Genomic DNA, 22,825 nt, shown 5'->3' on the forward strand with positions numbered 1-22,825 from the left:
CGCCAGTCTATCCGGCCCGCCGCGCCCGCATTGGATTTCCCACTAGGGTGCGAGCAACACCGCCACTACGAACCGTGCCTCCCGCGTTGCGTGCGGCGCCCGGCCACGGCGCGAGCGACTATTCGAGCCACCGGCCCTGGCAGGCGCCACTGGTTGGGCGGCCTGGTTTGCGGCTGGGTTGCGGCTGGGTTGCGGCTGGGTTGCGGCACTGCCGGCCGCGCTGGGTGGCGACGCCGGTTGACGGCACCGACTGGTGGTAGGCCTCACATCGAGCCTTTTTTGGCATACGCCCGGGCCGGGACGACGTCGTATTCGTCACCAATTCTTTTTCTAACCCGCAGGTGCGCGCTAGGATGTTATAGTTTTCCACCGAGCCCCGATAGCTCAGGGGATAGAGCGTTCGCCTCCGGAGCGAAAGGCCGCAGGTTCGAATCCTGTTCGGGGCACAAGAAAAAATTGCATTACAGATGCGGGTGGGCCGCGCTTTGTAAATCTTACGAAGCGCGGCCCACTACTGTTTCGTTGTTACTTGGCTACCAAAGTGGCGCGCTACCGTGTTTTCTCAGTAGCGCGCCACTTGTTTCTCACCACGCTGTTTTAGCAGCAACGTTTTAGCGGCACTGCTGCCCTAGCAGCAACGTTTCCTTCCGGATACGTTTCCTTCCGGATACGTTTCCTTCCGGATACGTTATTTACCGGCGTCGGCATGGAATTCCCAGTTCGCCACTTCCGGCATATCTTCCAGGTGTTCCACCACGTATCGCTGGTGCTTTTCGAGTTCGGCACTGCACCAACGCTTCAGATCAGCACCGCCGCGGATAGACCGCTTGCAGTTGTTGATCGCGTCTTGCACCAGGTGGTAGCGGTCCACGCGGTTGCGCACCACCATGTCGAAAGGCGTAGTGGTAGTGCCTTCCTCGATGAAGCCGCGGGCGTGGAAACGATCCGCGTCCGGCCGGCCATGCAGGAGCTGATGCACGCTTCCCGGGTAACCGTGGAAAACGAAAATGCAATCCACGTGGTCGGTAAAGGTTTCCGTGAATTCAATATCGCTCATGCCACGCGGGTGATCCTTGGGGCGCGCCAAAACTTGGGGCCGTACCACGTTCACCACGCGCACCTTCATTTGCGGGAGCCGTTCGCGAATAATCTGGGCGGCCGCAACCACTTCCGCGGTTACTACGTCTCCAGCGCAACCAAAGATAATATCCGGTTCCTCCCCGGATTCTAGATCTTCATTCCCGGCCCAATCCCAAATGCCATACCCGCGTTCTACGTGCTCGTAGGCCTCATCGGGGGTGAGCCACTGGAATTGCGGTTGCTTATCCTGCACGATCAGGTTCACGCGATCGGTGGACTGGAAAATATGGCTGGCCGCTTCCAGCAAGCAGTTAGCATCCGGCGGCAAATAAACACGCACGATATCCCCGCGCAAGTTCAGTACCGAGGAAAGCATGCCCGGCCCCTGGTGGGAGAAACCATTATGGTCATTGCGCCAGCAGGTAGAAGAAAGCAACAGGTTCAGCGCCGGCACCGGGGCCCGCCAATCCAGCTTCACGCCTTCTTCCAACCACTTGCCGTGCTGAATGGTTTGCGAAATAGAAACCATGCCGAAAGCTTCATAAGAAGCCCACAGCCCGTGCCGCCCGGTGAGGGTATAGCCTTCCAGCCAGCCGTGCGTATTGTGTTCCGAAAGCACTTCCATTACGCGGCCGGCCCGGGAGAGCTTTACGTCCAGCTCATTGGTTTTCTCCATCCAGGTACGGTCGGATTCTTCCAGCACCGCCCCCAAACGGTTCGAGTTGAGCTCATCGGGGCAAAAGACGCGGAAAGTTTGCGGGTTGAGCCGGTACAGTTCCCGCATGAACTCCCCCAAGTACCGGGTGGATTCCTTCTTGCCCGCCGCCTTGCCGCGTTCTTCGGGCGCAAAATCAATCGCCAATTCCCGCCAGTTGGGCATACTCAACGGCGCATAAGAACCACCCGCATTAGCTACCGGGTTGGCAGACATGCGCAGTTTGCCTTCCGGATTATTGGCCCGCACCAAATCAGTGGGTGCCCCGTTTTCATCAAAGAGTTCTTCCGGCCGGTAAGACTGCATCCACTCTTCGAGAATCTGCAAATGCGCGGGATCATCTTTAACTCCGGCCAGCGGTACCTGGTGTGCACGCCAGGTACCTTCCACTACCGTGCCGTCCACTTCGTGCGGGCCCGTCCACCCCTTCGGGGTACGCAAAATAATCATCGGCCACGTGGGCATTTCCCCATTACCGGGAACCTGGGTGAGTCCCTTCATCACACCATTGGCGTCCAGTTCGCGCGCGGCGGCTTGAATCTGCTTGATCTTGTGCCAGGCCTGGGCCAAAGCCCGCGCGAACTGTTCGTGGATCCCCGGCACATCGCTACCTTCCACTTCGATCACTTCATAGCCGTGACCTTCGTAGAGTTTGCGCAACTGTTCCGGATCCTTACGGCTTTGCACCGTGGGCGAAGCAATCTTGGCACCGTTCAAATGCAAAATGGGGAGCACCGCGCCATCGCGGGCCGGGTTGAGGAAGGAAATTCCTTTCCACGAACCTTCCAGCGGCGCGGTTTCGGCTTCACCATCGCCCACAACGGTGAGTGCGATCAAATCGGGATTATCAAAAACGGCACCGAAGGCGTGCACGAGCGCGTAGCCCAGTTCCCCGCCTTCGTTAATCGAACCGGGAGTGGTTACCGAAACGTGCGAGGGGATGCCACCCGGTTGCGAGAACTGGCGGAAAAGTTTGTGTAACCCGGTTTCGTCTTGGGTGATTTCTGGGTAAACCTCGGTATAGGTATCTTCCAGGTAGGTAGCGCCGACGACGGCCGGCCCGCCATGGCCCGGACCCGTAATGTAAATCATGTTTTGACCGGTGCGTTTGATGAGCCGGTTCGCATGCGCGTAAATAAAAGCCAGCCCCGGGCTAGTACCCCAGTGGCCGAGCAACCGAGGTTTAATATCGTCCGCGGTGAGAGGACGGCGTAGCAACGGATTATCCTGCAAATAAATTTGACCGACCGTCAAATAACAATCGGCACGCCACCACGCGTCGATGGCGCGGATCTCTGCTTCCGTGGGATTTTCCAGTTGCGCTTCGAGATCTAAGTGAGTGCTCATTACGTTCCTTCCGTGCATGGTTTCGCACCTGGTTGAGCATTACACCTCCAGCCTAAACCGAGGGCGGGTACGTAGCGGGGGAAATTCGGCCCGCCCCCGCTGTGAACTGTGCGAAACCTCCACGAAACGCTGCCAGCTCAGGTTTTGTGCCCCACGGCGCGCGACTCGCGGACGTTGCGGACCGCGCGCCGCGCGCTAGCGCTACGGGGCTTTCATCCCGTGGCACTACCGCTCGCACCGGCACGGCACTACCATGCCCCGCTTAGAGGCCCGGCCGGTAGCTTCGGAACGTAAGCGGCCAAGTTTCTTATTCGTAGACGGCTATCAGCCGGCCCACCACTTTGCCTTGCCTGAGCTTTTCGATTCCCTCCGGAATCTCCTCGAAGCTAATCTTGGTGAGCTGCGGATTGAGTTTGCCGGTGGCCATGTACTCGTACACGCCAGCTACGTCTTCCTTCGTGCCGCCATTCGAACCAATAAGCCGGCACTGGTTCAAAATCAGCGACTTCGTGGAAATCGTAGCTTCTAGTCTGCCCATACCCGCTACTACCACCGTGCCGTCCCGCCGGATCCCGTCCACGGCCTGCGCCGTCGTCGTACCGAAACCCGCGTAGTCCACAATCAGATCAAAAGTAACGTCCGCAAAATCGGCGATTGACTTCCTGACGTCCTTCGCCCCAATTTCACGGGCTAGCTTCCATACATCCTCATTGATTTCCGCCACGTAAACTTCGCAGCCCATGAGTACGGCAACCCGCGCCGCGATCTGACCCAAACCGCCCAAGCCAATAATGCCGACGGTATCGCCCTTCTTGGCTCCACCTTGCCGCACGAGCGCGGCGTAAGACGTCATACCCGCATCGGTTGCGGCGGCCCCGTTTGCAAAGTCGACGCCGTCTGGTAGCGGCACCAATGCCCGAGCGTCAACTGCCATCTTGGGGGCAAAGCCTCCGTCGAACCCGTAACCAGGTGCGCCCACGCCGTCAGCGGTAGGACACACTCCCACGCGATCACCAACCTGGAAATCCGTGACACCTTCCCCAACTTCAGCCACCACCCCAGCATTTTCATGCCCGATGGTGATCGGGGTTTTCGCCAGTAAGGAAAGCCAGCCTTCGTCTTCCAGCAGGCCTACATCCGAGTGACATAGGCCCGCGGCCTTCATATCAATAACTACTTCTCCCGGCCCGGCCTTCGGCTCCGGCACCTCCGCGAGCTGTAGCGGTTCTCCAGTTTTTATAAACTGCCATGCCTTCATAATCTTCTACCTCCATTGGTTTGCTTTGCTGCCCCACGCGGGTTTGAAAGTACAGGCCTTGTTGGGTTGGCCGTGTTCCACGGCAATGCTCCGCGGCGGCGCTCCGTAAGCCGCATTTGACGCGTCATGATTGGTATACCGATGCGACGGGTAGCCATTTTCCGGTAATAAATCAGAAATTATGCGAGCGTGTGCGCGACTAGTTCAGCTCGCTACAGCAAGACCAGCTTTACGCAGCGAAAACCAAATTCGCTATATCCAATTCGCCATACCCGATGCGGGCGAGAAACCACGACTACGGTGGCGTATTAGTTTCTGCAGGCCTGCACATAAGCGCGCGGGGCAAATTATGTGTACCGCCACTTCGCGATACCCAACATTGTATTCAGTTACAGCCCTCCCAGCTTACCAGTAAACCTTCAAGAACCGCTATTTTGTGCCAACTTCCCGCCCAAAGTGTACAAATAGGAATTGGTTTTACAGCGAGGCTACTAAGTTTTCGGGCAGTGGCTATGGAGTTTTCCGAGCGTGGTTACCGCACCTTCTAGCAGTACCTGACAGCAAATACAGCAGATACTAGGAACGCACGAAACGAGCGATGGCGGTGCTGAGTTCTGCAAGCTTTTCTTCGGCCACATCGCCACCCTCGCGTACGGCTTCGCTCACGCAGTGGCGCATATGGTCATCTAGCAGGGCAATTCCTACCGATTCCAGAGCGGCGGTGAGCGCAGAAATTTGGGTGAGAATATCGATGCAGTATTTACCTTCGTCGATCATGCGTTCAATGCCACGCACCTGCCCGGCAATGCGTTTCATCCGCCGCGCATACCGTTCCTTATCTTGAATATAGCCATGCGGGTGCGCGGTGTTTTCGGGTTCCGGGGCCGCACCTTCTCGTTGTTTCGGTGCGGTGTTTTCCGGTTCCGGGGCTGTTTTCTCCTGCTTTGCCATGGCCCGCATCATACCCCACGGGGGTATATTCGCTACCCCGCGCCCGCCCTGCTGCTGCGGCTTAGATTATCGCCCCGCGGCCAGATTCGCGCAGGCGGCGCGAGATCATGGTGGGTTCGTCCGTGATAATGCCGTCTACCCCCATATCGACCAACCATTCGGCTTGCGGATACGAATTCACGGTCCATACGTGCACGGCCAGACCATAAGCATGGGCTAGTTCCACAAACCGCGGGGTGACCACGCGGATTTTTACGCCGGGTGAACCGGGCAGCATGCTAAACCCCGGAAGCGGGAAGGAAACGGGCACCTGCACGGCTTGGATCCCTTCCATATTGCGGGGTAAACCCAGCACGCGGCCACCGTGGCGGGCCCAGCGCAACGCAGCCCGAGTTTTGGAAGCAGCTACCAGTCCCGCAATTGCGGAAGTGCCAAGCGAATAGGCGGCCTGCGGAAGCAAGGTCCGCATCCGGTCGATCCGTTTTTGTGAGAAGCTCGCGAGGCACACGCGGTTGGTAGCGCCCGTGCGTTGCAAGGTGGTGATGAGCGGATCCACGGAAGTATCTTCTTTGGCGTCAAGATTGAAAGTCACATCCGGGAAGGCGTCAAGAACGGTATCGAGCCGGGGTGGGTGGTGGCCGGAAGCGTCGCGCACTTGTTCTATTTCTGCCCAGGTGTGTTCAACTACAAGCCCGGACCCATCGGTGGTGCGATCCAGGGAAGGATCGTGCATAATCACCGCCACGCCATCCGCAGTAGCATGCACATCGGATTCAAAATAGCGAAAGCCGGCGTCATACATGGCTTGGAAGGCTTCAAAAGAGTTTTCCGGTTGTTCATTACCCCCGCCCCGATGGGCAATTACAAGCGGGGTTTCGCTGATCTGGTACACAGGTTCCGGCATAGCAGATACGCTAGTTCACGCGCGTGGCAAATGCGTAACCAGTGCGCAAAGCTCACCTTAATTTTTCGGGCCCTCGCCGGCCGTTACTTGCACAAGTCCTCTACCGGCACGGCCTTGTGTTCGGCGAGGAAGACTGCCGGGTCCATGAGCTCACCCTGCGCGTCATGGATTTCTAGGTGCAGGTGCGGGCCGGTGGAATAACCGTTCGAACCAACGGCACCAATCACTTGCCCCACGGTCACTTCATCGCCTTCTTTCACGAAGACGCCGTCGTCGTACATGTGTACGTACCAAGATTGGAACTTCACCCCGCCAACCTCGTGCTCAATAATGATGAGGTTGTTGGACCGGCCTTCGATGCCCGCACCCGCGTGCACGACCTTGCCGTTCGCGACCGCGTGGATCGGCGTGCCAGCGGGAGCGGCGTAGTCTTGCCCGGCATGGACGGAGCGGCCACCCGTGATCGGGTCGGTACGCACCCCGAATGGCGAGCTGACCCGGTACACGCCGCTTTCGAGCGGCATCACAATGATTTCGGAGGTGGATACCGCGAGCGCCGTGCGCGTTCCGGAAGCGCCGCTGGTCACCGCGCAGGAAGGTACCGATTCTTGCGCCGCTGCCCGCACTTGTGATTTCACTTGTGCGGTGCGCGCCCCGGTAAGGCTGGCCGGGGTGGTGAGGTCTTCTTCACTATCCGGACCCACCACGGAGCTGGTTAAAGGTTGCGAGGCGGCGCCTTGGAAGGTCATCGCCGCGGGGAAAGCAATACCGGCAATCGCTGCCGTACCAACCAGCATGAGCCGCCGCCGCGTGAGCCCCAACCGGGAGGCGCGAGATTCCAGCGGCGCGTGCGCGGCCTTCGCCGCTTTCACCGCGGCCTTCGCCACGCGTGCTGCTAACCGGCTTTCTGCTGTTTCCGTGGGCGTTGCTGCCTGCGTTGACGTTGCCGCTTGCGTGGCGCGCAGGGACGGCTGCGGCTGCGTGGGTTGCGGAGTGGATGCGAGCGGTTTGGCTTCCGCGGTGTGCGCTGGTTGCGGGGCCGACGCCGCCGCTACCCGCGCCGCAGCCGGCCGGCCCACCCGCGATCTCCTGGCCGGCGCTGCCACAGTAGCCGGCGCCGCCACAGTCGCCGCCACCGGAGCATCTGCCACAGGATCTGCCGGTGCAGGCACATCCGCACCCGCCGCGGGCCCGGTTTCCGCGGAAAGCACCGCGGCGAAAGCCTTATCCAGCTCGTTTTGAATCTGGGCACGCCGGCCCGATCTGCGGGAGGCTGCCGCCCGGGTTTGTTCAGCCCACAAATGTTCGGCGCGTTCCCGCCGGCGAACAGCCCGTTCCTGCTCCCCTTCGCGATCCACCGCGCGCCTCGTGGCTATACCGCGCGGGTGTATACGCCCCGCGGGAGCAATATCAACCGGTGAAGTTTCTAGGCGCCGGCTTTCTGCCCGGCTTAGCTCTGCCAAGTTGGTATCTGCGCGGCGGTTATCAGCCCGGTTGCTTTCTGTCGGGCTAGTTTCTAAACGTCGGCCTTCTGCCCGCCTAGCCTCTGCCCTGCTGTTTTCTTGACGCCGGGCCGCGCGCCGGCCCGGCCGCGGAGAATCTTCTGGCCGCGCCACGGCTTCCGCCGCTACCGGGCTGGCCGCGCGCCGGCCCGAACGGGATACTTGCGGCTCTGCTTGCGCCCGGCGCCGCACAGCCAGGTTCGCCGCAGCTTCTTCCCGGCGGCGTGCTACGCGGCTCGAAGGTGCCGTGGCAGTGGGTAACGGTTGCGTGCCCGCGGCAGTGTTACGCGAGCGATCTGGCAGGGGCTCGGCGGACGGCGTCGTCGAAAAAACACGCGTGCCACCCGTGGCACTTGCGGCTCGTTTCCCGGCCCGTGAATTGGCCTGCTGAGCCTGCTGAGACTGTTGCGTATGCTGGGTGCGCTGGGTGCGGCTCGCGGCCACATACTGAGCGAGCTTCGCTTCCCGGCGGGTACGCGGAGGCGGAGTTTCAGAGCGCAGTTCAAGCCGAGACCGCCGTGCGGGTGCGGTGACGTAACGCTCCTGAGCCACTCGGGTTCTCCATCTGTTGCAAATCGCCGAATACTCGTGCGCCTAGCGTCGCGGAAAAATCGACCCCAAAACGCACGGAAGAAAAATACTACGAGCGGGAGGATAGCACTCACCGCTATGTCACAAAATGATAACGGAGTATAACGAGTTTGCAACTTTCTTGCTCACAGCAGGAACAAAGGGTTGATTATCGGCCCTCGTCTTCCCGTGTTTCCCGCGGGTTGTGGTGATTGCCACCGCCTATCGCAACCCCATTTGGTAAGCAAGATCCTGCGAATCTAATTAGCGTTCGCGTTGCATCGCGTCGCGCACATTCCCCACGAGTTCCTCGATCACATCTTCCAAGAAAATAATGCCGCCCAGTTCGCCCGGGTTCTTTTCCACGAGCGCCATATGGGTGCCGGTGCCTTGCATTATGCGCAAAGCATCTTCCACTTCGTCTTCCGCGCGCAGAGTTTCCATGTGCCGCACCAGCGACATCGGTATGGGCAGCCGCCGTTGTTGTGGACGTACCGCTATCACGTCTTTCACATGCACGTATCCGAGCACGTGGTTGCGGTCTCGCACCACAAACCGCGAAAACCCGGTTTCTGCTACGTGCCGCTCGATCTGTTCCGGGGTTACGTGGGCCGGTACGCTCACGACGCCGGACAGCGGCACCATCGTCTCCCCCACGCTTCGTTCCGAGAATTCCAGGGACCCGGAGATCAGGCCTTGTGGATCTTGCAACACCCCGGCCCGTTCCGAAACTTCCACAATGGAGGCCACTTCTTCGGCTGTAAAAGCAGAGACTACTTCGTGGCGCGGTTTCATTCCCAGCCAAGAAACAATATGCAAGGAAATCCAGTTCAAAGAGGCCGTGACCGGGCGGAAGATTTTATCGAAAACCAGGAGCGAAGGCACGAGCAGGAGCGCGCTTTTCTCCGGATGCGTGACCGCCACATTCTTCGGCACCATCTCGCCAATAATCACGTGCAAAGCCGTCACCAACAGCAAGGCCACTATGAAGGAAACCGTGTGCACCACAGCCGGGCCCACACCTATCGCTTCCAGGGGAATAGCCAACAAACGCGCAATCGCCGGCTCGGCCAAAGCCCCCAAGGCTACCGAGCAAATGGTTACGCCCAACTGGCAGGCCGCCAACATTTCGTTGAGATTGCGGATCGCCGCCAAAACTTTTTGTGCCCGCTTATTCGTGGCTGCCAAAGGTTCCAAGCGGGAAGCCCGCGAACCGGTGAGCGCAAATTCCGCGCTCACAAAATAGGCATTGCCCAAAAGCAGCAGCACCGTAAGGCTTAACGCCAGCCAATTATTCATCGCTGCCCTCCTCGGCTGCAGTGGCCGGGCGGGCCGCCGCGGAGCCGGTTCCAGAATTGGCAGCCCCAGAGCCCGCAGACCCCGCGCCAACCTGCGCAGAGCCAGCCGGTGCAGAACCCGCCGCCGCAGAGCCATCTGCCGCGGAGCCGGAAGTTTCGGCGTCGTCGGCACGCACCTCTACTTCCTCCACCCGGCGCCCATCCAGCGAAAGCACCGTCAAGGTAACCCGATCGACTCGCACCTGATCGCCAACCGCGGGCAGGCGCCCCAGTTTCGTCATAATCAACCCACCCAGAGTTTCATACGGTCCATCTTCCGGGAGGGCCACACCGGCCGCCTTCAGTAACTCATCGGGACGCACAAGCCCGGAAACCACCCACGTACCCGAACCGGTGCGATGGCCCGGTTCCAAATCCGGATCATGCTCATCAGCAATTTCGCCCACGATCTCCTCCACCGCATCCTCTAGGGAAACGATTCCGGAAGTACCCCCGTACTCATCCACAACGATGGCCATTTGCAAACCGGTATCCCGCAACTCCAGGAGCAAATTAGAAAGATCCATCGTTTCCGGCACCACCGGAGCTTCTGACATGAGCGAACTGCTCGTAACCGCTACTTCGGCCCGGCGCTCATAAGGAACCGCCACGGCCCGGCGCAAATGCACGAGCCCGCGAATATCATCCAGCCCCTTCTCCCCGGTTACCGGGAAACGCGAAAAACCGGTCTGTGCGGCCAAAGCCACCACATCTGCCGCGCTCGCGGTATCTGGGATGTAGTGCACGCGCCCGCGATCGGTCATAATGTCGACGGCGGTGAGCCGGCCCACGCCAATCGAGGCAGTGAGAAGTTCCGCGGTGGATGGCTCCAAAGTTCCGGCAGCCGCGCTTTGCCGCACCAAAGCTCCCAGCTCGGTAGCAGACCGGGCAGAAGATGCTTCTTCGGCGGGCTCGATACCGAATTTGCGCAAGAGCCAGTTGGCAGCGTTATTGAACGCGATAATGATCGGCTTGAAAAGCACCGTGAACCAGTGCAGGGGTTTGGAAACAAGTTCGGCCGTGTGCAAAGAATTTGCCAACGCCATGTTTTTTGGCACGAGTTCCCCGAAAAGCATGGAGAACAGGTTGACGATAATAAAGGCCCCGGCCGCCGCGATTGCGAGCGCCGCGGTTTGTGCCAGGCCTGTATGCCCTAGCCACTGCGCGAAAATTTCGGTTAGCGGGGCTTGTGCCACATAGCCCAACAGAATCGTGGTGAGAGTAATACCTACCTGGCAGGCGGAAAGATAAAGCGAAAGATGCTTCAAACGTTTGGCAACGCGACGTGCCTTCGGGTCATCCTTGGCTTGTGCCTCTACCGCAGCCGGATCTAGCGCGACCATCGAAAACTCGGCCGCCACAAAAACACCAGTCCCCACTGTCAGCAAGAGGCCAATCAACAACAATAAAATATTAGTCACGGCTCACCAGCCGTAAATGGCCCTCTTTCATGATGGAAATAGTCTAAGCGGAATCGCCCCGCTCCCGCGCGTGTAGTCCATAACATACGGGCCCGGGTGTGAGCCGCGCTTTCGGAACGCGAGGGGCTATACAAACCCGGTGAATATACGGGCCCGGGTGTGAGCCGCGCTTTCCGGATGCCGTTTTGAAGTGGGGATGTCGGCGCAATCTGCGGGATCGGCGCGGCTTATTGCGCGGCGTGTGCTCGGCGTGCCTGGCGCGGTCAGCGTGCTTGGCGCGGTCGGCGTGCTTGGTGTGGTCGGCGTGCTTGGTGTGGTCGGCGTGCTTAGTGTGGCCTACTGCTCGGTGGAGTTGGCGGACCGCACGCCCAACCAGGTATGCCAGCCATTGTGCAAGACCAGCCAGGCCATGAGTCCGTAACCGGCTTGCCGTGGGGTGTAGCCGCCTGAAAGTTCCATATCTGTGTTCCACTGTTCATGATTTTCCAGCGGATGGAAAGTATCCACGTAGCGAAAACCGCGGCGGGTGGTCACATCTGCGTAGGCATCCGAAAGTTCTTCGAGAGCCCAGGGGCGCACGCCCGGGCGCGGAGGCGGGCCGACGACGAACGGCTCGAGCCGCAACCGTGCTGCCGAATCCAATAAGTTGGCCAGATGGAGGCGAGTGCGGGCCAGGGAACTGCTGGCTTCCACATCGTGGGAGCCCAACCCGATCACGAGCCGGCATTCGACTTCCGGGTCCAGGCGGCGCTCTACTTCCTCTTCCCACCTTTGCGCTAGTTCCGCCGTGGTTTCTCCCGGCACGGCAAGGTTAAAACTCATTAGCGGCGGGTCCGTGAGGGTGCGGGCCATTACGCGGCCCGTCCATCCCAGCGCGCGGGCATCACCGTATCCCGCCACGAGTTCATCGCCGACGAAAATTACCCGGACGTTTTTCACGAAACCTCCTTCATTCATCCACTAAGCCTACAGCCTGTGGAGCACTCGGCGGCTTCGGTACTCTCGCTAGCGCGCCCGCGGCACTCTCGCTAGCGCGCCCGTGGCACTCTCGCTGGCGCGCCCGCGGCACTCTCGCTAGCGCGCCCGTGGCACTCTCGCTGGCGCGCCCGCGGCACTCTCGCTAGCGCGCCCGCGGTGCGCCTAGCATCTTTAGTAGTAAGCGCCCTGCCGGAAGTTCCAGGAATTGAAGCGCCGCACCAGGATCTCCAATACTTCTTCATTGTAGATTCCCTTGCGAATAAAGGTTGGGCACGGTTCCACATTGCGCTTTCCGTGTTGTTCGGGAATGAGTTTGCCTTCCCGATCCACCATGGAAACCATAATGCCTTGCCCCCAGCGGCTTTCTTCCGTGGCTGTGGGCTGGATCGAACGCGGGTATTCATCTGCCGCAATAATCAGATCAGCTTCCGTGGCAATTTCTTCACCGATGCCCTCTACCAGGCCACGGTTGCCCTTACCGGAGGGGTTTGCGGAAGAGGCGAAGAGGATCGTCTTATCCTCCTCCCACAGTTTCGCGGCAATTTGTTCACCCGGCACCCCGAATTTGAGGACGAAGCACGAAGTACCCAAGCCGTCCTGCACCAGATGCTTGGCACCTTCCGGAATGTACTTTTCTGCTTCCGGGCGCCAGGGCAGGATGCAGCCCATCAAAATATCGCGGTCCCAGCATTCCTGGTAAAAACCTTCAATTTCGGGGGTTAGCTGGGCCAGTTCACGCAACTCCTCCATGGAGCCCACCAGCACCACCGCAGGCTTATTGAGCGCGCGATGCTTGACCCGGAATTTCCGTTCCAAACCGGTACGATCCACCGTGCCAATAATGTAACCCACCTTCGTGGGGATAACAGTAATCTTCCCACCTTCGCGGTACAGCGCTATTGCTTCCTCATTGAGCTGGCCATCCCAATGCACCTGTTTTCCCACGTGTCCTTCTTTCTCCAATTTGTGAATATGAGCGGCAGGCTTTTCCAAATACGGCTAGCCGCATTCACGGCTAGCCGCTTTGCGCGCAGGCCGCGCCCGTTACGCTCACCGCGGGCTGGCTCTGTTTTTTTTCGGAGCCACCCACCCGCACGCACCGCTCATGGTAGTGAAGTTAGGGCAGCCTAACCACGAATTTCCACATGCTGAAACCAACACGAAATGGCCAACCAAGGCCCAAGCTAGATCGACTTCAAAACGCATTTTCGCCCGCAATAACAACAAAAACCTCAGGCAAAACCAACACGAAATGGCCAATATGCCTATATGCCGAGACTTCGGCGGTAGGGAACAAAGGCGGCAGGCCCCAAAGACAGCAGAGAACAAAGGCGGTAGGCCCCAAAGACAGCAGAGAACAAAGGCGGCAGGCCCCGAAGACAGCAGGGAACAAAAAGGGCGAGGCCGGTTTCCCGAGCCTTCGCCCTTCCTAATATTTATAGCTTTATTGCTACCCGCACCTTTTTAGGTATTCGGGCGCTTGCCGTGGTTCGCCTTCTTCTTGCGGCGAGCCCGGCGCATACGACCGCGCTTCGACATCGGCTTCTCCCCCTACTAAAACTTTTGTTATGGCCCAAGCGGCAGATTCGCCGCATATGCACCGGATTAGTGTAGCAACTGAGCGGGCTTCAGTCACCCACAAAGCGCGGCTGTAAGGAATCTCCCGCCCACGAAAAGACCGGCTACAAGTCATTTAGGCGCCCACCGGGCTCCACAGTTATTCTTGCGCCGCCGGGCTCCACCGCTAATCTCCCGCTCGTGAAAGGACCGGCCGCTACTAGTGCGTCATGTACTAGTGCGTCATGCGGCGGAAAATGGAAATCTGCTGGGTGATGCGCGTGCGCAAAGTAGCGGGAGCAGCAGTGGCACAGGATTTTTTGAGTACCTGGCGCACGTGGTTTTCGGCTTGGGCGCGGTCTTGGCAGTCCTCGCAACCGGCGATATGCCGATCCAAGCGTTCTTCTTGCTCTCGCGGTACCTGATGGTCGAGGTATTCAAACAGGTGGTCCACCAGCTCTTCGCAAGTGCAATCTTCGGCGGCACTGGTGGCGGCCACGTCTCGGGCCTGCACTTCCCAGCGCGCCCAAATTTCTCCGCTACTCACTCTCGTCTTTCCTTCCGTATCCCAACTCGCGCGCATAATCGGCAAGGAGTTCGCGCAACTGTTTGCGCCCGCGATGTAAACGTGACATGACGGTACCGATCGGAGTACCCATAATCTCAGCGATTTCCTGGTAGGAAAAACCTTCAATATCGGCGAGGTATACGGCCATGCGGCGCTCTTCCGAAAGTTGTGACATAGCCTCGCGTACCTCCGCGGGCGGGAGGTTATCTAAGGCTTCCGCTTCGGCTGAACGCATACCGCGCGAATCGTGAGATTGGGCGCGGTATTCTTGCCAATCCTCAATATCCGAAGCATCGGTCTGCTGCGGCTGGCGCTTCTGTTTCCGATAGTTAGAAATGAAGGTGTTATTGAGGATCCGGTACAACCAGGCTTTTAGGTTCGTGCCCGGTTTGTACTGGTGGAAAGCCGCAAAAGCTTTCGCGTAAGTATCCTGCACCAGATCCTCCGCGTCCGCTGGATTACGGGTAAGCCGCATCGCGGCCCCGTACAGCTGGTCAATAAAGGGCAGGGCGTCCCGCTCGAACCGCGCAGCACGCTGCTGAGCGGTTTCCTCCGGGGCGCTACGTACAAGTTCTTGGCTCATCATCCTCTAGCCTAGCCTGCTCTCTACCGGTATTAGCGGAAACCCCGCGCATTTTCGGGCCGCGCATTTTCTGGTGGGCGTTCCGCATCCGTCAACTTTGGAACGCTTCTTCCGCTCTACTTCTTCCGACTAGCGATCTTCATCACCTCTCGGGGCGCTTTTAAGGTAGAAATGAGGCATGGGTATTTTCAGAGTAATTGCGCGTCCGCTGCTGGCGGCCCCGTACATTTATGACGGTGTGCGGGCGGCACTGAACCCGCAGCAGTATCGTGAACAAGTTACACGTTGTGAGAATATTGCGGCTACGCTGGGTGTTGAGGTGCAAGGTTCGCATCGTGACCTAGCTGTACGCGTCTTGGGTATTACCCGGGCGGTGGGCGGCGGGTTGCTTGCGGTGGGTAAACACCAGCGGCTTTCCGGGGCGCTTTTGACAGCTACGCAGATCCCGGTAACCATCAGTTCCTTCGCGGCTGCTTACGAGGTGGCCACGCCCGGCACTGATCCAGCCGCCGCTACTACCCCGGCACAAACTTCCGGCTCGGCAACCACGAGCGGCCCCGCCAGTGGCGGCACCGCGGTGCTAGCGCCGGAAACTCCACGCAAAGAGTTTTTTGCGAATCTGGGCCTTATGGGCGGAGCCCTCTTGGCGGCAATTGACCGCAAGGGCCAACCTTCGCTCGGCTATCGTTATGCGCGGTGGCGCGAACACCGTGCCGAGATTTCCCAAGTAAAACAACAAATGAAAGAAGATGCCCGCAGGCATATTCAGGAGGCTAAGAAAGCTTAATGGCAACACTGTGGACCGCTCCGTACCATCCCACGCCAATTAGTGGCACGGTTGATGTTCCGGCTTCAAAATCCTTGATGGCCAGGTATTTTATCCTCGCCGCTCTGAGTACTGGCCCGGAGCCTTCAGTTATTAAGGCTCCCTTGCGGGCCCGTGATTCCGACCTTATGGCCCAGGCTTTACGCGAACTCGGGGTCACCGTAGATTGGCAGCGCGGTGAAACCGAAGCGGAAGACGTGATCACCATTTCGGGCACACCTCACCGCGGCGCCACGATTGATGCGGGTTTGGCCGGTACGGTAATGCGGTTCATCCCGCCGGTAGCGGCGCTGACCTCCGGCGTCGTCCACCTGGATGGCGACGCCGGCGCCCGCGTACGCCCCATGGACCCGGTAGTGCAGGGCTTGCGGGAACTTGGAGTGCGGATTGAAGCGGCCACGAATGCCCACGGCCAGGCCGTTTTGCCGCTCACGGTGCATAGCGAAGGTAGCGTTGCGGGCGGGGAGCTGAGCATTGATTCGGGTGCTTCCTCGCAGTTCATTTCCGCGCTTTTGCTGGCCGCACCGCGTTTTGAAAAGGGTTTGAATCTGCGTTCTACGGGTGCGACGCCGCCTTCCACCCCGCATCTGAATATGACTTGCCAGGCTTTGCTCGACGCCGGTGCCAAGGTACGCGGATATGCCGCGGACGGTACGGAAGTGCCGGTAGGGCTGGCCGCACGCGATAGTAGCCCGGCAAGCCGCTGGGTAGTAGAACCGGGCACCTTGCACCTGGGTGAGGTGACGGTAGAGCCGGATCTTTCAAATGCGGCGCCTTTCTTGGCCGCTGCCATGGTGAGTGGGGGGAGCGTTTCGATCCCCCGCTGGCCGGCCCGCACTACTCAACCGGGTGCCCAGATTGCCGATATCTTTTCGCGTATGGGTGGCAGGGTGGAACGTAGCGGCGAGGTGCTTACTTTGCATGGCCCTACCGAGATTTTGCCGCTCGACGCCGATTTGCACGACGTCGGTGAGCTTACGCCGACGATTTCTGCCGTGGCCGCTTTTGCTACCGGGCCTTCCCGCCTGCGCAATATTGGCCAGTTGCGCGGCCACGAAACGGACCGCCTGGCAGCAATTACCACGGAGCTGAACCGGCTCGGGTGTACGGCCAGTATTTCCGGGGACGATATTCTGATTTCTCCGGCGCCCATGCACGCTGCCCAGCTGCAGACCTATGCCGACCATCGGATGGCGACTTTTGCGGCCATTATTGGGCTGGGCGTGGAAGGCGTCGTCGTCGAAGATGTAGAAACTACCGCGAAAACTATGCCGGACTTCCCGCAAATGTGGGAAACGCTCGTGAGGGGCGAGGCTTAGTGCGCGATATTGGCACTGATGATCCGCGCGTGCGGGTACGCCCCGGCAGGCCTTCCCGCCCGCGCACGAAAATCCGGCCCGACTATTCTGACCGCCCGCTCGGCCAGGTGACCGCGGTGGATCGGGGCCGCTACGGCGTCTTGCTGGATGAAGGCACGGAAGTGACCGCGGTAAAAGCGCGGGAGCTGGGCCGCGGCGCCGTGGTGGTGGGCGATCGCGTGCGCCTCACCGGGGATCTTTCCGGGCGGCCCGGTTCGCTGGCACGCATCGTGGTAATCGAACCGCGCACGAGCGAACTAACCCGGTCCACCGAAGAAGGCGGCGGGCGGGAACGGACGATTGTGGCCAATGCGGACCGCATGGCCATCGTCGTGGCCTTAGCAATGCCCGAGCCGCGTTTCGGAATGATTGACCGGTGTTTGGTAGCCGCCGCCTGCGCCGGTATGGAACCGCTTTTGGTGCTAACCAAGGCAGACCTAGCTTCCCCGAAACACGTGGAATCCGTGTATGAGGCACTCGGTCTGCAAGTTTTCGTAACCGCGCTACCAGATGTGCATGCACAAACGGTTTCCGACCAGCCAGGTACAAGCGCGCCAGCTTCCGGCGAAAGCGAGGGCACAGAAACGGCAGTAACCACGGAAAACACTGCGCAAACCGGCACGATCACGGGCACCGAAGCCAGCGCTACCACGGATCTGGCGAGCGGGCGCGGTTTGGAAGAATTGCGCGCGGAACTGCGCGGGCATAACACGGTATTGGTGGGCCACTCCGGGGTGGGTAAATCTACCCTGCTCAATGCGCTAGTGCCGGAAGCAAACCGCGAAATTGGGAGCGTGAACGAGGTGACCGGGAAGGGCCGGCACACTTCGGTAAGCGCGGTTTCCTTCGCTTTACCGGAAGGCGGGCGGCTGATTGATACGCCCGGAGTGCGTAGTTTTGGGCTCGCGCATGTTTCCGCGGAAGGGCTTTTGCACGGCTATCCAGATTTGGAGGAAGCAACCCTGCAGTGTTTGCGCGGCTGCACACACGCCCCTACCGAACCCGACTGCGGCCTCGATGCTTTTAAGAGCACCAGTAAATTGGCTGCCAAACGCGTGGAATCTTTCCGGCGGCTGCTCGCCCAAGTTCCCAAACCCGAGTGGGAACAGTAGTGTGACCTGCACAAACACAGCTGCAAGCCCGGTGTGGTTGCCGGGTAACCGGTGTGTTTGCCGGGTAATGGGAGGTCAAGCTCGGCAACCACGGGAAGCTGTGCCGAGGCAACGCAAAGGAACCGGGGCGGGGTGGCGCAGCGGGGCCGCCGCGCCGGGGCGGGGCAATTGTGTCGGAGGTGGCGGTTACTCTAAAAGTATGAAGATCTTGCACACCTCCGATTGGCATTTGGGGCGCACGTTACACCGGGCTGATCTCACCCCGGCTTTCGAGCTGTGGGCGCAGCACGTGATAAGTCTGGTGCGCGAACGCGATATTGACGCGGTGCTCATTTCCGGGGATGTTTATGATCGCGCGGTTCCTCCCGTCACCATGGTGAACTTGCTTTCCCGCACGCTCGCCCAGCTTGCGGAGCACACGTGCGTCATCTTGATTTCCGGGAACCATGATTCGGCGCAGCGGCTCGGTTTTACGGCCGAGCTATTGCGGCCGGGCCTACATATTCGCACCGATCCGCGGCAAGCCGGCGAACCGGTGGAGGTACGTTCCGGGAACGAATGTGCCCTGGTTTATCCGATCCCCTATCTTGATCCCGACGTCGAACGGCACCGCCTTGCCTACGTCCGTCCGGAAGCAGAATCCCGCGCCGATGCGGAAAACGAAACTCCCGAACCGCTGCCGCGTTCGCATGAAGCAGTAATGCGAGCCGCTTTGGAACTCGTGCGGCGCAGCATCGCACGCGAAGAACAGCAAAGTGCTGCACCGGCGCGAATTGTGATGGCCCACGAGTTTGTGACCGGCGCTTCTCCTTCTGATTCCGAGCGTGATATTTCGGTGGGCGGGGTTGGCGAGATTCCGGCCGCGCTTTTCACTTTGGGAGCCACGGAAGGCCCCGGGCCCGTGGATTATGTGGCACTTGGCCATTTGCACTCGCCCCAACAGGTAGCCAAAAATCAGCCGGTTCCGCCCATGCGTTATTCGGGTTCACCCATTGCTTTTTCATTCTCCGAAAGCGCACCAAAAAGCTCAGTTTTGTTGACCTTCACCTGGCCCGATACAAATGCTGCGGCGGATGCTGCTGCGGATACTGATACGGATACTGATGCGGATGCGAATGTGGTGCGCGGCGGGCGCCGCCCGCATTTGGAAGTCGAGCTGATTCCGGCGCCGGTGTGGCGGCCGATCGTGACGATTCAGGATAGTTTTGAAAACATTTTGGGCGATGCTTACCGGGCGGATCGGGATAAATTCGCGCGCATCGAAGTGACCGATGCTTCCCGCCCGGCAGAAATGAATGCCCGGATTTTGCAGGCGTTCCCGCACGCCCTGGAAGTACAACACCGGCGCCAAGAAACCGCAGCAGTACCGGTGAACACGGACGTGAAGCGGGAAGACCCCCTGAAAGTTCTCGAAGAATTTATGGTTAGTTCCGGGGGCCGCGAACTCAATAATGCGGAACAAAAAATTCTCCGCCAAGCCGTGGAAGCTACCCGAAAGAAGGCCGAATAATGCAACTACGCAGACTAGAGTTACAGGCAATCGGTCCCTTTTCGGGCACAGAGCTCATCGATTTTGATGCCCTCGGCCAGTCTGGGCTGTTCTTACTGGAAGGACCTACCGGTTCAGGTAAATCGACGATTATTGATGCCATCGTTTTCGCCCTGTACGGAAGCGTAGCCGGCGGGGCAGAATCCACTAATGAGCGGCTGCGCTCGCACCACGTGGGCAACAACGTGGAATCCTACGTGGATCTGGTGTTCAGTCTCGAATCAGGAACCTACCGGGTGCGCCGCACCCCGCAATTCTTAAAAGAAGGCAATAAGACGCCCACGGCTGCCACTGCCAAACTCTGGCGACTATCCGAAACCGCACTCGACCTAAACGAACTTGAATCCGCACAAGTTTTGGCCACGCGCGCCCGGGAAACCGGAATTGAAATCACCCGGTTGATCGGCCTCAACCGCGACCAATTCGTGCAAACCATGGTGTTACCACAAGGCAAATTTGCGGATTTCTTACGCCTGGATTCAGCTTCTCGTACCGCGCTCCTGTCCAAAATTTTCGACATGTCGAGCTTTGGGCAAATCGCAGACTGGTTGCGAGAAAATGCGCGAGAAAGCCAAAAACGGGTAGCCCAAGCCCAACAAGGATTCGCGCGGGCAGCTTCAAATACCGCCACCGCGCTGGGCGTGGAAACTACGGCCCGGCAAGAACTAAGCGAAACCGCTACCGGCGTCGTACTCCCCGAAGAAGCTAAAACGGTTCTGGCAGAACTCGAAACCTATACCAAGAGTGCGCAGGAAACTGCGGATGCTACCGCACAAGCCGCCACCCAGGCAGAACAAGTTGCGGCCGCCGCCACGGCAAAACAAAGAGAGGCAGAAACCCTCGCCGAACTTTTAGGCCGGCGCGAAAAACTACTCACCCGGAAAGCAGAATTTGCCGCCGCCTCCCCGCGCATGGCAAAACTGAGCGAGCAGATCACGCAGGCACGCAAAGCCAACCGTTTGGCTACCGCCGCCCGAGCGGCTCGCACCTGGCAAGAAAACCTCGAAACGGCACAGCAAGAATTTCGCAAACACAAACTCCCCACCGGATTCGATCTTGCCACGGCACTAGCGCAAACAGACACGGCGCCCACGCAAACAAGCACAGCGCCCACGCAAACAGACACGGCCGCGGTGGCTACCGGTCCAGAAAACCCTGCAACCGCCGCGCTTACCAGCACAAACGGCACTGCGCCGAGCGCCGCTGCCCCCACCCCGGCTCCTACCCCGCCGTTTTACGACCCGGAGCAAGCCCTAGCACACCGCGCCCAAGCACTTGCCGCGGGCGAAAAACGCCTCCGGGAACTAGACGAACTTTCGGGACATTTGCGCGAATTAGCTGCCACCGAAGCTAGCCTGCATGATTCTGTAGCCGCCCAGAAACGTGACGAAGAGTCCTTGCAAGCCTTGCAAACCCGGGCCGCCGCCCTGGCAGCTAAAGCACAGCAACATGAAACCGAACTAGCGGCCACCACGGAAGAAAAACACGCCCAAGAAACCGCGGCCAGCGCCGAACCGGAATTGGCAACGCGGGTTGATAAAGCCATGCGGGAACACAAGCTGGCAACCGAAACCGCCGAGCTCACAAAACTTTTGCAAAACCAGGAAGCCCAACTTGCGGACTGCGTGCAGGCCAGTGCGGCGGCCGATAAACATTCCCAGGAAGTTTCCCAACGGTGGCGCGATTCGATCGCGGGCGAACTCGCTACCCAATTAGTGGTTGGGGAACCCTGCCAAGTATGTGGTTCGGTAGAACATCCGCATCCGGCTAGCCCCAGCCCGCAAGGAGCAACGCGGGCAGAAGCAGACGCCGCGGCGCAGGTAGCCACCCAGGCCCGTGCCGAATTAGCGAAAGCGGAGGCCGCCCAACAAAACACGCGCGCCCGGATCACCGAAAAACAAGCAGAAATTGGGGAGCTAACACCCGCCACAGCCGCCGCCACTTTGCAGGCCGCAAAAGAGGCTTTAGCTACGGCACGCCAGGCTCGGCAAACCGCGCAAACCCTGGCCACAAAAATTACTACGTTACAAGCAAACATTGCGGACCTACAAACAGAGACGCAAAGCCTTGCCGCGCAAAGCTCACAACTACAAGGGGCGATGGCAAACCGGGAACTTAGCATTACCGCGGCGCGCCAAAAAATTGGGGGACAACTGGCCGGTTACGAAAGTATTCACGCCCGGCAAGAAGCAACCACGCAAGTGCGAAACTCCCAAAAAACCTGGAATCAGGCTTTGCAAACTGTGGCCGATACTGCCCACACCGCACAGCAACGGGAAGCAGAACTCGCAGCCGAGCTCGCCGCCTCGCCCTTTGCGAGCGGTACAGAAGTCTTGGAACATGCCTTAGAAGAAACCGAACTGGCCAAACTAGAAACCGAACTAGAAAACTATCGGGTAGAAACCAGCGAGGTAACTAAAGCGCTCGCGAGCCCCGAAATCGCGCAACTAGCCGGCCAGGAAGCACCGGATTTGGCGGAAATTCGCCAAGCTACACAAACTGCCGAGGCGGCCTTACGGCAAGCCCGTGCCCAAGCGACTTCTGCCGCCAATACGCATAAGCAAGGCAGTGCGGAGTATGCGCGCACGCAGGCACAATACGACGCATGGTTGAGCGCGCGAGAGGATGCGGCCCCCATGTTGCGGCTAGCCGGGATTGCGAATGCGGGCACCGAATCTTTGACGCGGATTCCTTTGGAAACTTATGCGGTGCAACGGCGTTTCGAGCAGATCGTGGCGGTAGCCAACGAGCGCTTACTAAATATTTCCTTGGGCCGCTACGAACTAGTGCGGACCGACGAAAAAGAGCGCGGCACCCATCAGGTGAAAACCGGGCTCGGATTAGAAGTGATCGACCATTCGGCTACCGGGGATGTGGTGCGGTCTACCCGTACGCTTTCCGGCGGGGAAACCTTCTATGTTTCGATTTCTCTCGCCCTCGGGCTGGCCGATGTGGTGCGTGCCGAAAACGGCGGGATTCACCTCGACACCCTATTGATCGACGAAGGCTTCGGCTCACTTTCGGAAGATGCGCTAGACCAAGTGATGGCTGTGCTCAATAACCTTACCGACGGTGGCCGGGCCGTGGGAGTGGTGAGCCATGTTTCCGAAATGCGTAGCATGATCCAAAATCGGCTCACCGTCCTCCCCCGCGAAGACGGCAGCTCCACCCTCAAGGTATATGCGTAACCGCTTGCGGCACGGCTATGT

17 protein-coding genes and 1 tRNA gene are annotated in these 22,825 nt (G+C 59.4%); 6 read left to right on the top strand and 12 right to left on the bottom strand.

Annotated elements, in window-relative coordinates; genetic code table 11:
• Positions 1–373 precede the first annotated feature (373 nt).
• A tRNA-Arg gene (locus H8274_RS08225) sits at positions 374–446 on the top strand.
• A 242-nt stretch (positions 447–688) separates the two neighbouring features.
• On the opposite strand, the gene H8274_RS08230 is transcribed toward H8274_RS08225, so the two are convergent.
• The 12 genes from H8274_RS08230 to H8274_RS08280 all read right to left on the bottom strand — a co-directional run bounded on the left by H8274_RS08230 (position 689) and on the right by H8274_RS08280 (position 14,771).
• Positions 689–3,142 (bottom strand): phosphoketolase family protein, encoded by a 2,454-nt coding sequence (locus H8274_RS08230; protein ID WP_185934269.1) that lies wholly within the window; start codon positions 3,140–3,142, stop codon positions 689–691.
• Between the two features lie 307 nt (positions 3,143–3,449).
• On the bottom strand, positions 3,450–4,400 hold the full coding sequence (locus tag H8274_RS08235; RefSeq protein ID WP_049619993.1) for a zinc-binding dehydrogenase: 951 nt from the start codon (positions 4,398–4,400) through the stop codon (positions 3,450–3,452).
• Positions 4,401–4,976: 576 nt separating this feature from the next.
• A complete protein-coding gene (locus H8274_RS09795) occupies positions 4,977–5,246 on the bottom strand; it encodes a metal-sensitive transcriptional regulator (RefSeq protein WP_065415005.1) in 270 nt (89 codons plus the stop codon).
• Between the two features lie 166 nt (positions 5,247–5,412).
• Positions 5,413–6,255, bottom strand: coding sequence for a glycerophosphodiester phosphodiesterase family protein (locus H8274_RS08245; RefSeq protein WP_083078615.1), 843 nt, complete (start codon positions 6,253–6,255; stop codon positions 5,413–5,415).
• 83 nt (positions 6,256–6,338) lie between these two features.
• Complete coding sequence (locus tag H8274_RS08250) at positions 6,339–8,309, bottom strand: M23 family metallopeptidase (protein ID WP_185934270.1); 1,971 nt, start codon at positions 8,307–8,309, stop codon at positions 6,339–6,341.
• Between the two features lie 282 nt (positions 8,310–8,591).
• Positions 8,592–9,626: a hemolysin family protein gene (locus tag H8274_RS08255; protein ID WP_049619989.1), complete on the bottom strand. Its 1,035-nt coding sequence runs from the start codon at positions 9,624–9,626 to the stop codon at positions 8,592–8,594.
• Positions 9,619–11,085 (bottom strand): hemolysin family protein, encoded by a 1,467-nt coding sequence (locus H8274_RS08260; RefSeq protein WP_185934271.1) that lies wholly within the window; start codon positions 11,083–11,085, stop codon positions 9,619–9,621. The genes H8274_RS08255 and H8274_RS08260 overlap by 8 nt, the downstream gene beginning before the upstream one ends.
• A 336-nt stretch (positions 11,086–11,421) precedes the next feature.
• The gene (locus tag H8274_RS08265) at positions 11,422–12,024 is read right to left on the bottom strand and encodes a GDSL-type esterase/lipase family protein (protein WP_083330080.1); all 603 of its coding nucleotides are present in this window, start codon (positions 12,022–12,024) and stop codon (positions 11,422–11,424) included.
• Positions 12,025–12,234: 210 nt separating this feature from the next.
• Positions 12,235–13,008 (bottom strand): L-threonylcarbamoyladenylate synthase, encoded by a 774-nt coding sequence (locus H8274_RS08270; RefSeq protein WP_074662386.1) that lies wholly within the window; start codon positions 13,006–13,008, stop codon positions 12,235–12,237.
• A 519-nt stretch (positions 13,009–13,527) separates the two neighbouring features.
• Positions 13,528–13,602: a 50S ribosomal protein bL37 gene (locus tag H8274_RS10040; RefSeq protein ID WP_407706097.1), complete on the bottom strand. Its 75-nt coding sequence runs from the start codon at positions 13,600–13,602 to the stop codon at positions 13,528–13,530.
• A gap of 253 nt (positions 13,603–13,855) precedes the next feature.
• Positions 13,856–14,167, bottom strand: coding sequence for a mycothiol system anti-sigma-R factor (gene rsrA / locus H8274_RS08275; RefSeq protein ID WP_049619985.1), 312 nt, complete (start codon positions 14,165–14,167; stop codon positions 13,856–13,858).
• Positions 14,160–14,771 (bottom strand): sigma-70 family RNA polymerase sigma factor, encoded by a 612-nt coding sequence (locus H8274_RS08280; RefSeq protein ID WP_082160123.1) that lies wholly within the window; start codon positions 14,769–14,771, stop codon positions 14,160–14,162. Before H8274_RS08280 ends, rsrA begins: the two co-directional genes overlap by 8 nt.
• 178 nt (positions 14,772–14,949) lie before the next feature.
• On the opposite strand from H8274_RS08280, the gene H8274_RS08285 reads away from it, so the two are divergent.
• From H8274_RS08285 to H8274_RS08305, 5 genes are all read left to right on the top strand, one after another.
• Entirely contained in the window at positions 14,950–15,558 is a 609-nt protein-coding gene (locus H8274_RS08285; protein WP_185934272.1) for a DoxX family membrane protein, read from the top strand.
• Positions 15,558–16,916, top strand: coding sequence for a 3-phosphoshikimate 1-carboxyvinyltransferase (gene aroA, locus H8274_RS08290; protein WP_185934273.1), 1,359 nt, complete (start codon positions 15,558–15,560; stop codon positions 16,914–16,916). The genes H8274_RS08285 and aroA overlap by 1 nt, the downstream gene beginning before the upstream one ends.
• Positions 16,916–18,067, top strand: a complete 1,152-nt coding sequence (gene rsgA / locus H8274_RS08295; protein ID WP_049619981.1) for a ribosome small subunit-dependent GTPase A — start codon at positions 16,916–16,918, stop codon at positions 18,065–18,067. Before aroA ends, rsgA begins: the two co-directional genes overlap by 1 nt.
• A gap of 199 nt (positions 18,068–18,266) precedes the next feature.
• On the top strand, positions 18,267–19,577 hold the full coding sequence (locus H8274_RS08300; protein ID WP_185934274.1) for an exonuclease SbcCD subunit D: 1,311 nt from the start codon (positions 18,267–18,269) through the stop codon (positions 19,575–19,577).
• Positions 19,577–22,804: an AAA family ATPase gene (locus tag H8274_RS08305; protein WP_185934275.1), complete on the top strand. Its 3,228-nt coding sequence runs from the start codon at positions 19,577–19,579 to the stop codon at positions 22,802–22,804. Before H8274_RS08300 ends, H8274_RS08305 begins: the two co-directional genes overlap by 1 nt.
• Positions 22,805–22,825: the final 21 nt, after the last annotated feature.

Origin of the sequence: Actinobaculum suis (assembly GCF_900618115.1) — a bacterium.
GTDB classification, from domain to species: Bacteria; Actinomycetota; Actinomycetes; order Actinomycetales; family Actinomycetaceae; genus Actinobaculum; species Actinobaculum suis.